This window comes from Mycobacterium toneyamaense, from assembly GCF_055384815.1.
On record NZ_AP040333.1, the window covers coordinates 3,397,285 to 3,409,464 of the forward strand.

General features: G+C 69.1%; 14 protein-coding genes. 3 read left to right on the top strand and 11 right to left on the bottom strand.

Annotated features, from left to right (window positions below):
* Window positions 1-138 precede the first annotated feature (138 nt).
* The 3 genes from ACZ5IQ_RS16425 to modA are packed head-to-tail and all read right to left on the bottom strand — an operon-like array spanning window position 139 to window position 2,788.
* Window positions 139-1,227: a sulfate/molybdate ABC transporter ATP-binding protein gene (locus tag ACZ5IQ_RS16425; protein WP_212814425.1), complete on the bottom strand. Its 1,089-nt coding sequence runs from the start codon at window positions 1,225-1,227 to the stop codon at window positions 139-141.
* On the bottom strand, window positions 1,224-2,027 hold the full coding sequence (locus ACZ5IQ_RS16430; protein ID WP_212814423.1) for an ABC transporter permease: 804 nt from the start codon (window positions 2,025-2,027) through the stop codon (window positions 1,224-1,226). Before ACZ5IQ_RS16430 ends, ACZ5IQ_RS16425 begins: the two co-directional genes overlap by 4 nt.
* Window positions 2,024-2,788, bottom strand: coding sequence for a molybdate ABC transporter substrate-binding protein (gene modA / locus ACZ5IQ_RS16435; protein ID WP_212814792.1), 765 nt, complete (start codon window positions 2,786-2,788; stop codon window positions 2,024-2,026). Before modA ends, ACZ5IQ_RS16430 begins: the two co-directional genes overlap by 4 nt.
* Before the next feature lie 119 nt (window positions 2,789-2,907).
* Here modA and ACZ5IQ_RS16440 point away from each other — a divergent pair, with 119 nt between their 5' ends.
* From ACZ5IQ_RS16440 to ACZ5IQ_RS16450, 3 genes are all read left to right on the top strand, one after another.
* Window positions 2,908-3,579 carry an SDR family oxidoreductase gene (locus ACZ5IQ_RS16440; protein WP_212814791.1) on the top strand — a complete coding sequence of 224 codons (672 nt, stop codon included), beginning with the start codon at window positions 2,908-2,910 and terminating at the stop codon, window positions 3,577-3,579.
* 84 nt (window positions 3,580-3,663) lie between these two features.
* Window positions 3,664-4,593 (top strand): LLM class F420-dependent oxidoreductase, encoded by a 930-nt coding sequence (locus ACZ5IQ_RS16445; RefSeq protein WP_212814421.1) that lies wholly within the window; start codon window positions 3,664-3,666, stop codon window positions 4,591-4,593.
* 99 nt (window positions 4,594-4,692) lie between these two features.
* Complete coding sequence (locus ACZ5IQ_RS16450) at window positions 4,693-6,096, top strand: NAD(P)/FAD-dependent oxidoreductase (protein WP_212814419.1); 1,404 nt, start codon at window positions 4,693-4,695, stop codon at window positions 6,094-6,096.
* Window position 6,097: 1 nt separating this feature from the next.
* Here the strand turns inward: ACZ5IQ_RS16450 and ACZ5IQ_RS16455 are convergent, their stop codons facing one another.
* From ACZ5IQ_RS16455 to ACZ5IQ_RS16490, 8 genes are all read right to left on the bottom strand, one after another.
* The gene (locus tag ACZ5IQ_RS16455) at window positions 6,098-6,757 is read right to left on the bottom strand and encodes an urease accessory protein UreD (RefSeq protein ID WP_212814417.1); all 660 of its coding nucleotides are present in this window, start codon (window positions 6,755-6,757) and stop codon (window positions 6,098-6,100) included.
* 3 nt (window positions 6,758-6,760) lie between these two features.
* On the bottom strand, window positions 6,761-7,447 hold the full coding sequence (gene ureG / locus ACZ5IQ_RS16460) for an urease accessory protein UreG (protein WP_212814415.1): 687 nt from the start codon (window positions 7,445-7,447) through the stop codon (window positions 6,761-6,763).
* Window positions 7,448-7,462: 15 nt separating this feature from the next.
* Window positions 7,463-8,098, bottom strand: a complete 636-nt coding sequence (locus ACZ5IQ_RS16465) for an urease accessory protein UreF (RefSeq protein ID WP_212814413.1) — start codon at window positions 8,096-8,098, stop codon at window positions 7,463-7,465.
* 18 nt (window positions 8,099-8,116) lie between these two features.
* Window positions 8,117-9,850: an urease subunit alpha gene (locus tag ACZ5IQ_RS16470; RefSeq protein ID WP_020100177.1), complete on the bottom strand. Its 1,734-nt coding sequence runs from the start codon at window positions 9,848-9,850 to the stop codon at window positions 8,117-8,119.
* Window positions 9,851-9,881: 31 nt separating this feature from the next.
* Window positions 9,882-10,193, bottom strand: coding sequence for an urease subunit beta (locus ACZ5IQ_RS16475; protein ID WP_212814790.1), 312 nt, complete (start codon window positions 10,191-10,193; stop codon window positions 9,882-9,884).
* 42 nt (window positions 10,194-10,235) lie between these two features.
* Window positions 10,236-10,538 (bottom strand): urease subunit gamma, encoded by a 303-nt coding sequence (locus tag ACZ5IQ_RS16480; protein ID WP_212814411.1) that lies wholly within the window; start codon window positions 10,536-10,538, stop codon window positions 10,236-10,238.
* Between the two features lie 77 nt (window positions 10,539-10,615).
* Entirely contained in the window at window positions 10,616-11,017 is a 402-nt protein-coding gene (locus tag ACZ5IQ_RS16485) for a PaaI family thioesterase (protein WP_212814409.1), read from the bottom strand.
* A 186-nt stretch (window positions 11,018-11,203) separates the two neighbouring features.
* Entirely contained in the window at window positions 11,204-11,974 is a 771-nt protein-coding gene (locus ACZ5IQ_RS16490) for an iron reductase (protein ID WP_212814407.1), read from the bottom strand.
* Window positions 11,975-12,180: the final 206 nt, after the last annotated feature.

The window sequence follows — 12,180 nt, forward strand, 5'->3', positions numbered from 1 at the left end:
ACGCAAGTGCGAGTTGCGGCTAATTCTCCGGCGAGTCGGTTAGCTCGCTTCCGGCATCCGGACAGACCACGGCGATATCGGTCCGTTGCTGAGGCGTCGCGCCGCCCCGATGCGGCCCGGGACGGGCCGGGCGTGCCGTCAGGCGGGCCGAATCGCCACGTCCCGCGGATCGACGCCGAAGTACACCTGCTCCCCCGGAATCAGCCGGAGACCTGCCGCCGCCTCCGCGCTGATATCGGCCGCCAGACCTCCACCGCCGTCGTCCGTCGCCTCGGCGCGGACGCGGATGACGGGGCCGCGGTGATCCAGTTCCGCGACGCCAACCGCGACGACGTTGACGTCGGCCGCCGGCACCTCACGGGACACCGACACCGCCGCCGGAGCGAACACCGCGATCGCCGGATCGCCCGGCGTCACCTCTGGCCCCCATACACCGCGCCACGTCTGCCCCGCGGCCAGCAGGGAACCTCCGTCCGCGCCCGCGTGCCCGCTGACCAGATTCACGCCCGCGAACCGCGCCCCGAAGGTCGTCCGCGGTGCGGTCAGCACGTCGGCGACGGCGCCTGATTCGACGATGCGGCCGCCCTCGATGACCGCCACCCGGTCCGCCAACGTGACGACGTCCAGCACGTCGTGGCTGACCAGCACCGAGCTGCGTCCGTCCGTCGCCAGGACACCGCGCAGCAGCCGGCGCATCGCCGATGCCGCCGCGACGTCGAGGCCGGACAGCGGTTCGTCGAGCAGCAGCACGTCGGGTTCCGCGGCCAGCGCCCGGGCCAGCGCGACCCGTTGCGCCTGACCACCCGACAGTTGTCCCGGCCGGCGATCGGCCAGTTCGGTGGCACCCACCTCACCGAGCCAGCGTGCGGCCGTCCGCCGCGCCTCGGCATGTACGCCCCGGCGACGGTGCTGACGGGCCCGGGGCCCGAATGCCACGTTGCCCGCGACCGTCAGATGGGGAAACAGCGCCGGGTCCTGCAGCAGCAGGCCGACCCGCCGGTTGTGCACCGCGACATGCCGGCCGGCCGCCGTGTCCGTCAGTCGGCGCCCGCCCACTGTGACGGAGCCCGCGTCGGGCCGCAGCAGGCCCGCGATCACGTGCAGCACACTCGATTTCCCCGCGCCATTGGGCCCGACGACGGCCAGCACCTCGCCGGCCGCGACATCGAACTCCACGTCGATGCCCCGGTCTTCGACGACCGCGCGCACCGCGAGACCGCCCGTCACGGCCGGGCCTCCGCCTCGAACGGCCCGCGACCGAACCGCGCGCCGCCCGTCACGAGCACCACGATGGCCGCGACCACCACCAGCACCAGCGACAATGCCACGGCGGCATCGGCGTCGGCCTCGCGCTGCAGATAGATCTCCAGCGGCAGCGTCCGCGTCACGCCCTCGCGGGAACCGGCGAACGTCAGCGTGGCGCCGAACTCGCCCAGCGACCGCGCGAACGCCAGGACCGAGCCCGACACCAGACCCGGGGCCAGCATCGGCAGCGTGACCCGGCGCCACACCGTGGTCGGTCGGGCGCCCAGCGTGGCCGCGACCGCCTCGTACTGTGACCCGGCCGTACGGGCCGCGCCTTCCAGGGCGATCACCAGGAACGGCAGGGAGACGAACGTCTGCGCCAGCACGACCGCCGTCGTCGAGAAGGCGATGTGCACACCCGCCGCGTCCAGGTACCTGCCGATCAGCCCCAGCCGGCCGAAGGCGTACAACAGCGCGATACCGCCGACGACCGGCGGCAACACCAACGGCAGCAGGATCAGTGGGCGGGTCCAGCGCACCACCCGGGAGCCGCTGCGCGCCAGGACCAGCGCCATCGGCACACCCAGCACCACGCAGAGCACGGTGCTGGCCGCGGCGGTCTTGAGACTCAGGGCCAGCGCGGTCACCGACGAGTCGCTGCTGATGAGCTCCAGGAATCGCGACCAGTCGACCTTCGCCGCGACCGCGATCAGCGGGAGGACGACGAACACCGCACCCAGAGCCGCCGGGACGTAGATCCAGCGCGGCAGCCCGGGGTTCAAGGCTGTGCGAACCCGAACTGCGCCAGGGTCTGGCGGCCCGTGTCACTCGTGACCAGGTCGACGAACCGCTGGGCAGCCGAGGCGTCGGCCGCCGACTTCAGCACCCCGATCGGGTAGATGTTCACCGCCGACGCCGCCTGCGGGAACTCGACCGTGGCCACATTGTCGCCCGCCGACTTGGCGTCGGTCTGATAGACGAGCCCCGCGTCGGCCTGGCCGCTGGTGACCTTGTTCAGCACGTCGGTCACCGACGTCTCCTCACTGACCGGCTTGAGTTCGACGCCGACGATCTTCTCGGCCTTCCGCGTCGCCGTGCCGCACGGCACCTGACGGGCACACACCACGACGTTCAGTCCGGGCCGGGCCAGATCACCGAAGTTGCCCACATGCTTGGGGTTTCCCGGCGGGGTCACGATGACGAGCGTGTTGGCGGCGAAGTTCACCGGGGTGCCCGCGAGCAACCCGGCCTTGGCCGCCTTGGTCATGTTGTTGGCGTCGGCCGAGGCGAACACATCGGCCTTCGCGCCCTGCGTCAGCTGTTCGACCAACGACGACGAGCCCGCGAAGTTGAACTGCACGTCCGCGCCCGGGTTCTCCTTCTTGTAGCGGTCGGCGAGCGCGGTGAATGCCTGCTTCAGGGACGCCGCCGCGTACACGTTGACGACGGGGCCCGAGGTCTTGTGCTCCGAACCGCATCCGGACAACGCTCCGACTCCGCCGAGCAGGACCGATACCGCCACAGCGCGCATCAACTTGCGCATGAGCCACATGCGCAAAACCCTAGGGGTCATTCCTCCGCGTGGCGAGTTTCGTCAGCTAGCTACTGTCCAGTAACATGGCGGCAACCGCGTTCAGCGTTGCACACGAGGAGGCCCTGTTCATGGACGTTCTGGTCACCGGAGGCGATACCGATCTCGGCCGCGTCATCGCCGCGGGATTCCGCGACGCCGGGCACAACGTCACCATCGCCGGCGCCCGCCGCGACGAGCTCGAAGTGGCCGCCAAGGAACTCGAAGTCGAGTCGATCGTGCTGGACAACACCGACGGCGCCGCGCTGGAGCAGATGCGCGACAAGCTGCCGCAGCACCTCGACACCATCGTGAACGTCCCGGCTCCCGCCTGGTCCGCCGGCGACCCGCGCACCTACACCCTGGCCGAGCGCGCCGCCGTATGGCGCAACACGCTCGACTCCTCGCTGCTGTCGGCCGTCCTGACCGTCCAGATCCTCGGCGACCAGATGCGTTCGGGCGGTGCCATCGTGACCGTCGTGCCGGAGTGCCCCAAGGACGGCACCGCCGACGCCGCGATCAAGGCGGCCGTGTCGAACTGGACCGCCGGCCAGGCCGAGCACTTCGGCGTCCGCGGCATCACGATCAACGTGGTCGCCGCCGGCCGCGGCTCGGAAGCGGGCTACGACGGCGTCGAGACCGGCGGTGCGACCGTCGGGTCCGAGCTGACCAAGCTCGCGCTCTTCCTGACCACGCCCGCAGCCCGCCACATCACCGGCGAGACGCTGCACGTGAGCGCCGGTGCGCTCGCAACCTTCGCCTGATCCGGATTTATTCCCGTTTCGCCCGGGCTTCGCGCCCGGCGAAACGCAGGACGCGACAAGGTGGTTGGTGACTAGGGTCGAATCGTGACGATTCGATTCGCTCTCCAGATTCCCAACTTCTCCTACGGCACCGGCGTCAGCGAGCTGTACCCGACCGTCGTCGCCCAGGCGCGGGAGGCCGAGGCCGCCGGCTTCGACTCCGTCTTCGTGATGGACCACTTCTATCAGCTGCCGATGATCGGCACCCCCGATCAGCCGATGCTCGAGGCGTACACCGCGCTCGGTGGCCTCGCGGCCGCGACCCAGAAGGTGCAGCTGGGCACCATGGTCACCGGCAACACCTACCGCAATCCGACGCTGCTGGCCAAGGCCATCACCACGCTCGACGTCATGAGCCAGGGCCGCGCGATCCTCGGCATCGGCACCGGCTGGTTCGAGCTCGAGCACGAGCAGCTCGGATTCGACTTCGGCACCTTCACCGACCGGTTCAACCGCCTGAACGAGTCACTGCAGATCGTGCTGCCGATGCTCAAGGGCGAGCGCCCGACCTTCAGCGGCCAGTACTACCGCACCGTCGAAGCCATGGCCAACCCCCGCTACCGCGACCACATCCCCCTGCTGATCGGCGGCCGCGGCGAGAAGAAGACCATCCCGCTGGCGGCACGGCACTTCGACCACCTGAACATCATCGGCGGCTTCGAAGAGCTGCCCCACAAGCTGGGCGTCGTCCGCGACGCTTGCGAGAAGATCGACCGCGACCCGGCGACCCTCGAAACCAGCATGCTGCTCACCGCGCTCATCGACGACCGGGCGACTCCCGCCGCGATCCCCGAGGCCAACCGCCAGAACATGGTCGCCGGCAGCGCCGAAAGCGTCGCCGAACAATTGAAGGCCAAGGTGTTCGACGTCGGCGTCGACGGCGTCATCATCAACATCCCGACGCAGGTCACGGGCTACGTACCCGGCGTCATCGCCGCACTCGGAGCTGCCCTGCATTCGGTGATCGGCGCCTAGCCGGGCCCGGTGGGGCATCTCACTGCATTGATCGATTCAGCTGCGACTAGCCTGTGTATGTAAACAGTCTTGTAGTAGTACGTCGAGGAGCCCCTCAACATGGTCCACCCCGGAGCTACGGCAACGGATCGCCACAAGGTCGTCATCATCGGTTCGGGCTTCGGTGGCCTGTCCAGTGCCAAAGCCCTCAAGCACGCTGATGTCGACATCAAGCTGATCGCCCGTACCACGCACCACCTGTTCCAGCCGCTGCTGTACCAGGTGGCCACGGGCATCATCTCCGAAGGTGAGATCGCCCCGCCCACCCGGCTGATCCTGCGCAAGCAGAAGAACGCCCAGGTGCTGCTCGGCGACGTGACGCACATCGACCTGGAGAACCAGACCGTCGACTCGATCCTGCTGGGGCACACCTACAGCACGCCGTACGACAGCCTGATCATCGCCGCCGGTGCCGGTCAGTCCTACTTCGGCAACGACCACTTCGCCGAGTGGGCGCCGGGCATGAAGACCATCGACGACGCGCTCGAACTGCGCGGCCGCATCCTCGGTGCGTTCGAGCAGGCCGAGCGGTCCAGCGACCCCGAGCGCCGCAAGAAGCTGCTGACCTTCGTGGTCGTCGGCGCCGGCCCGACCGGTGTGGAGATGGCCGGGCAGATCCAGGAGCTGTCGGACCAGACCCTCAAGGGCAGTTTCCGGCACATCGACCCGACCGAGGCCAAGGTCATCCTGCTCGACGCCGCGCCGGCGGTGCTGCCGCCCATGGGCGAGAAGCTGGGTCTGAAGGCCAAGAACCGGCTCGAGAAGATGGGCGTCGAGATTCAGCTCAACGCGATGGTCACCGACGTCGACCGCAACGGCATCACCGTCAAGGACAAGGACGGCACCATCCGGCGCATCGAGTCGGCCTGCAAGGTGTGGTCCGCCGGTGTGCAGGCCAGCCCGCTCGGTCGCGACCTGGCCAACCAGTCGGACACCGAGATCGACCGGGCCGGCCGCGTCAAGGTGAATCCGGACCTGTCGATCCCGGGCCACCCGAACGTTTTCGTCGTCGGTGACATGGCCTTCGTCGAGGGCGTCCCGGGCATGGCGCAGGGCGCGATCCAGGGCGGCAAGCACGTCGCCGCGATCCTGAAGAACGAGGCCAAGGCCCGCGCGCACGGCACCAAGCCCAAGCCGCGCGAACCGTTCTCGTACTTCGACAAGGGCTCGATGGCCACGGTCTCCAAGTGGAACGCCGTCGCCCAGATTCCGCTCGGCGAGAAGGCCAAGCTGGAATTCGGCGGCTTCATCGCCTGGCTGGCGTGGCTGGGGCTGCACCTGATCTACCTCGTGGGCTTCAAGACCAAGATCGCCACGCTGCTGTCGTGGACGGTGACGTTCATGAGCCGCCAGCGCGGTCAGCTGACCATCACCGAGCAGCAGGCCTACGCCCGCACCCGCATCGGCGAACTCGAGGAGATCGCATCATCTGTTCAAGCCACACCCGACCCGGTGGCTTCCTGAACTAAAGCCTTGGTCCCTGCCACGCCGACAGGCAACCCCCGTCGGCCAGGGGCATGACCACCTGATCTCGGCGTGATTCGTACCCATCGGCGGTACGGATCACGCCGAGATCGCTTTCTGGGTAACAGAATTCGCTGACATACGCGCGCGGAGCGGCGATCTCGTCGTCACTGACGGCGCCGGCGCCGAGTTCGACGCGGTGCCGCACCACCGGCAGCGCCTCGTGGTCGACGTGCAGTGTGCCCTCCCAGAAGCCGTGCTGCTCGCCGGTCCGTCCGACCTGTACGCGTTCGCGCAGCCGCACCCGGCCCGTCTCGGCGATCTGCAGTCGCGTCGTGGCCCGGTGGCTGCTGCCGCCCGCGACGACGGTCGGCTCCGGATCCAGGTCGAGTTCCCCGGCCACTTCGAGATCCCAGGCCGAGCGTGACTGCGCCGTCATCGCACCGGGCAGCACCACCATGGCAGCCACGCTGCGCACCCGCAGCCGGGCACCGGCCTCGACGATGACGCGCACGTCGATGGTGTCACCGCCCAATGGTGTTGCGGCCGTGGACACCAGGTGGACGGCGTCGGGGGCGGTGCGGCGCGCGGCCACACCGCCGACGCATTCGATGCGCGGGCCCCGGCCGGGGGTCGCGACGATCAGAACCTGGGTGTGCATCACTCAGGCGTTCGTCACCCCGGCGCCGGCGAGCTGTTCGCGCACCCAGGCCTGCACCAGCGACGCGGCCGGATCCTCGGTGAGCGAGATCAGCACCGTCGGGCGGTCACCGCGCACCTGGCCGGCGTCGCGCCGCATGACGTCGAGGTCGGCGCCGACCATCGGCGCGAGATCGGTCTTGTTGACCACCAACAGGTCCGAGTACGTGACGCCGGGGCCGCCCTTGCGCGGCACCTTGTCACCACCGGCCACGTCGACGACGAAGATCTGGACGTCCACCAGACCCGAGGAGAACGTCGCGGTCAGGTTGTCTCCCCCGGACTCCACCAGGATGAGGTCGAGCTTGTCGTTGGTCTCGATGAGATCGTCGATGGCGTCCAGATTCGCGGTGATGTCGTCGCGGATCGCGGTGTGCGGGCAGCCGCCGGTCTGCACCGCGGCGATGCGCTCGTCGGGCAGCACGGCGTGCCGGCGCAGGAAGTCGGCGTCCTCGGTGGTGTAGATGTCGTTGGTCAGCACGGCCAGGGACAGCTCGTCGCGCAGCTGCCGGCACAGCGCCGCGACGAGCGCCGTCTTACCGGAGCCGACGGGGCCGCCGACGCCGATGCGCAGCGGCTCACCCGGCTGCCGCTCGCGCTTGGGCCGGCCGTGGTGATGGTGCGGCTGGCCGTCGATGAAATGTGGTGGCATGGTGGACCTTTCGGTTCAGGAGGCGAACAGGGGGCGGTCGCGGCCGGCGTGTCGTTGCGCCAGGACGTCGAGCAGTGGATCGGACAGGTCCGCGATGCCTTTCGCCGCTTCGGCCGCGGTGGCGTCGCACAGCCCCGACAGCTCGAAGGTCAGCGCGGCGACGTCGGCCGGATCGAGTGCCAGCAGGCGTTGCGCCGCCGTCGCCGAGCCGGTCATGGTGGTGTAAACGACTGTGGCGCACGTCTGTTCGGGGTCGAGCCCGCTGACACGACCCACCACACCCGAGGCCACCGCGAGATGTGGCCGGGTGCCCACGGTGCTCCAGTCGGTGTCCGGCCAGACCCGGCGCGCCAGCCGTACCAGCCCACGGCCCTGCGCCCGGGAGGCCTGCCGGGCCGCGGGAGCTGGTGTGCGCGCGTCGGTTTCGCGGTCGGCTGCCACCGGGTCGAGCCCGCTGTGGACCGCCGCGGCGATGGAGGCGGTGACGAGCCCCTGGGTCCGGATGCGCCGGCGCAGGTAGGCCTGCAGCGTCACCACGTTGGTCACCAGACCGCTGGTGACCGCCTCCTCGACACCGCCGGAGTGGACGTGCCCGCCGGTCGGCAGCCGCGAATCCGCCAGTGCCAGCAGGGTGGCCAGGCCACTATCCATCAGAACAGCCGCTGTCCATCAGAACAGGAAGTATCTCTGTGCCATCGGCAGCTCGGCGGCGGGTTGTTCCTGCCAGACCTCGCCGTCGATGCGGACCGTGAACGTGTCGGGATCGACCCGGATGTCGGGCATGGCGTCGTTGAGCGGCAGGTCGGCCTTGCCCCGGCCACGGACGTTCTTGACCGGAACGAGCCTGCGCCGCAAGCCGAGTCGCGCCGCGAGGTCGTCCTCGATGGCGGTGGGCGAGACAAAATGCACCGCCAGGCCGGCCGCCACCGTCGGGTGGGCGCCGAACATCGGCCGCGGCAGGACGGGTTGCGGCGTCGGGATCGAGGCATTGGCGTCGCCCATCGCCGCCCAGGCGATCGCGCCGCCTTTGAGCACCAGGTGCGGACGGACGCCGAAGAACGCGGGCTCCCAGAGCACCAGATCGGCCAGCTTGCCGACCTCCACCGAGCCCAGCTCGTGATCGATACCGTGCGTCACCGCCGGGCAGATGGTGTACTTCGCCACGTAGCGGCGGACCCGGTTGTTGTCGTTGCCTCGCGCGCCGCCGGGGTCGCCTTCGAGCGGACCGCGGCGCTTCTTCATCACGTGCGCCGTCTGCCACGTCCGCATCACCACCTCGCCGATGCGGCCCATGGCCTGGCTGTCACTGCCGATCATCGAGATGGCGCCGATGTCGTGCAGCAGGTCCTCGGCGGCGATGGTGGACGGCCGAATCCGGCTCTCCGCGAACGCCAAATCCTCCGGCACGGCAGCGTTGAGGTGGTGGCACACCATCAGCATGTCGAGGTGTTCGTCGAGGGTGTTGACGGTGTGCGGGCGCGTCGGGTTGGTCGAACTGGGCATCACGTTCGGGTGACTGGCCACCGTGATGATGTCGGGCGCATGACCGCCGCCGGCGCCCTCGGTGTGGTACGCGTGGATGGCCCGGCCGGCGATGGCCGCCAGCGTGTCCTCGACGAACCCCATCTCGTTGAGCGTGTCGGAGTGCAGGGCCACCTGGACGTCGGCCTCCTCGGCCACCCGCAGACACGCGTCGATGGTGGCCGGGGTGGTGCCCCAGTCCTCGTGCAACTTGAAACCGGCGGCGCCGCCGCGCAACTGCTCCCACATCGAGTCGGGGTTGATGGTGTTGCCCTTGCCCAGCAACAGGATGTTCATCGGCCAGCCGTCGAGCGCCTGCAGCATGCGCCCGAGATGCCAGGCGCCGGGCGTGACAGTGGTGGCCTTGCTGCCCTCGGCCGGTCCGGTGCCGCCACCGATCATGGTGGTGATGCCGCCGCCGATCGCCTCCTCCAGCAGCTGGGGACAGATGAAGTGCACGTGACAGTCGATGCCGCCGGCGGTGAGGATGCGGCCGTTGCCGGCGATGATCTCGGTGGACGGGCCCACCACGAGATCGGGGTGCACCCCGGACATGATGTCGGGGTTGCCGGCCTTGCCGATGGCGACGATGCGGCCGTCCCGAATCCCGATGTCGGCCTTGATGATTCCCCAGTAGTCGATGATGATCGCGCCGGTGATCACGGTGTCCGGCGCGCCGTCGGCCCGGGTCGTACGCGCCTGCCCCATCGACTCACGCAGCACCTTGCCGCCGCCGAAGACCGCCTCGTCGCCCGACAGGCCCGGGCCGCCGCTGAGGTCCTCGGTGATCTCGATCAGCAGATCGGTGTCCGCCAGACGGATGCGGTCGCCCGTCGTCGGCCCGAAGAGCGCCGCATACCGTGAGCGGGAAAGGGAACTCATTCGTGCCGTCCGTTCTTCGCGCCAGCGCTCATCAGCCATCCAGCTTTCCGGGCGGATTCAGCGACAGCCCGTACACCTCGCGGGTTCCGCCCAACGGGACCAGGGCAACCCGCTGCGCGACCCCGGGTTCGAACCTGATCGCGGTGCCCGCCGGCACGTCGAGCCGGTACCCGTGTGCGGCGGCGCGGTCGAACTCCAACGCGGAATTGGCCTGCGGGAAATGCACGTGGCTGCCGACCTGCACCGGCCGGTCACCGGCGTTGACCACGTCGAGGGTCAGCCGCTCGGCACCGGCGTTGATGGCGATATCGCCGTCGCCGTAAAGGATTTCGCCCGGAATCAGCCCCGCCCCCTCGACGGTCGCGCGTTCGGTCATCGTCGGGCCTCAGGCGATCGGATAGTGGACGGTGACGAGTTTGGTGCCATCCGGGAAGGTGGCCTCGACCTGGACGTCGGACAGCATCTCCGGGACCCCCTCCATGACGTCGTCGCGGCTGAGCACCTCACGGCCGCTGACCATGAGCTCCGCGACGGTCCGCCCGTCACGGGCGCCTTCCATCAGGTGATCGGTGATCACCGCGACCGCCTCGGGATGATTGAGGCGCAGCCCTCGGGCCTGCCGTCGGCGCGCCAGTTCGGCGGCGTACGAAATCAGCAGGCGTTCTTGCTCATGCGGCGTCAAACGCATAAGGGGCGATATTGCCACGGCACGCCGGGAATGGCATGTCGGGCGGTGGTTTTCAGCCCCTCACCGCAGGCGGGCGCTCAGCCCTCGAGGTTCTGCAGCCGCACCTGGCCCCGCGCCACCGGACGATCGTCCTCGTCGGTGATGGTGACCAGCCACAGCTGCTGCCGCCGGCCCCGGTGGATCGGCGTCGAGGTGGCGGTGACGGTGCCGGCCTTGAGCGCGCGGAGGAAGTCGGTGTTGTTGTTGACGCCGACGACGGTGCCGCCGCCGTGCTCGGCGAGCCAGACGTGGCCGGACACGCTCGCCAGACCCTCGACGATGGCGCAGTAGACGCCACCGTGCACGATGCCCCACGGCTGCAGGATCTTGTCGGTGATGGTCAGCTGGGCGCGGCCGCCGTCCGGGGTGACCTCGAGATAGGTCAGTCCGATTTCGCTGTCGAAGCCCTTGCCGAGGCCCTCGGGCACAGATGTCGTCACGAATAGCTGTCTACACGAGCGCCGGTGGCGGCGAGTTCGGCACCCACGCGCCACCAAAGCGAGCAGGCCCCGCACCGATGGTGCGGGGCCTGCTCTTCGAATGGACCGGGAATCACTGCAGCCCTCAGGATTCCGGCGCGGTCCGTTGGTCTTTCGACTCCTGAATAGTAGGCAAGGCTTGCCTAATTAGCAAGCCCTTGCCAGTTGCATCCGGTCGCGGCCGCGCACCGGCGCACCGAACCCAACAAGGGTGTCCAGCACCGCCTGCGCACGGCGCATACCGTCAGCCTCGCCCACCCCGGCCAACAGCGGCACCTGGGTCGCCGTGCTGACCACGGACGCACCGACGATGTGCCACATCGCCGACACCGCGAGGATGCCGCCGCTGACGTCGAAGAGCTTCGCGAACAGCGGGTTCAGCGCACGGTGGCAACGATGGGCGAGCCAGGTCGCGAGCGCTTCCTCACCCGGGAACGCGACGACACCCTCCCCGATCCGGCGGGTCGCCGGCACTCCCAGCCCTCCGAACACCGGATCCCCGGGCAGCACCCGCAATGTCGGGTCGGCGACGCCGACCCAGTCGATGCCGCCCTCCGAGTCGACGTGGACCCACAGGTTCTCCAAGCCGGGATCCCAGGCACGGCCCTCGAGCACCAGCAGCGGCACGACCCGGCCGACCACGACGTGCGCCAGCATTGCGGCCACCTGCTGGGCGGCCACCGCCTCGCTGCCGGTGTCGCCGGTCGCCGTGTCGAACATCATCTGCATGCGGTCGCCCGTCACCGCTTCGGCGAGCGGCCACCATCGGCGTCGGGAGATGTCGTCCATCACCGCGACGCCGTAGACCCGGGGATCACTGGGACACAACTCGCGCAGACGACGACTCGACTCGTGCAGCGGCAGCATCCGGCGGATGTCCATCGTGGCGATCAGCGGGTCAGTCACAGCGGAGGGCATGAACACATCCTTAAGTTAGGTTAGCCTTACTATAGTGACGACCCGCGAGATGTAAACCGCTGTGACGGGACTCACAAGCAGCAGAAAAACAGCCCTGACCGGGAACCACGACGCGCCACCGGGGCGTTGGGGAGAACATCCGAAATGGATACGACGCACGGTAGTAAATGCGTAGTACCCTGAGAACACTGCCGAAAGAGTGAAAT

What these genes read in the sequence shown, in the direction of transcription:
- ACZ5IQ_RS16465 (WP_212814413.1), bottom strand. Translation starts at nt 8,098, where the DNA reads ATGGATAGTGGCCTGGCCACCCTGCTGGCACTGGCGGATTCGCGGCTG.
- ACZ5IQ_RS16455 (WP_212814417.1), bottom strand. Translation starts at nt 6,757, where the DNA reads ATGCACACCCAGGTTCTGATCGTCGCGACCCCCGGCCGGGGCCCGCGC.
- ACZ5IQ_RS16480 (WP_212814411.1), bottom strand. Translation starts at nt 10,538, where the DNA reads ATGCGTTTGACGCCGCATGAGCAAGAACGCCTGCTGATTTCGTACGCC.
- ACZ5IQ_RS16470 (WP_020100177.1), bottom strand. Translation starts at nt 9,850, where the DNA reads ATGAGTTCCCTTTCCCGCTCACGGTATGCGGCGCTCTTCGGGCCGACG.
- ACZ5IQ_RS16450 (WP_212814419.1), top strand. Translation starts at nt 4,693, where the DNA reads ATGGTCCACCCCGGAGCTACGGCAACGGATCGCCACAAGGTCGTCATC.
- ACZ5IQ_RS16440 (WP_212814791.1), top strand. Translation starts at nt 2,908, where the DNA reads ATGGACGTTCTGGTCACCGGAGGCGATACCGATCTCGGCCGCGTCATC.
- ureG (WP_212814415.1), bottom strand. Translation starts at nt 7,447, where the DNA reads ATGCCACCACATTTCATCGACGGCCAGCCGCACCATCACCACGGCCGG.
- modA (WP_212814792.1), bottom strand. Translation starts at nt 2,788, where the DNA reads ATGCGCAAGTTGATGCGCGCTGTGGCGGTATCGGTCCTGCTCGGCGGA.
- ACZ5IQ_RS16490 (WP_212814407.1), bottom strand. Translation starts at nt 11,974, where the DNA reads ATGCCCTCCGCTGTGACTGACCCGCTGATCGCCACGATGGACATCCGC.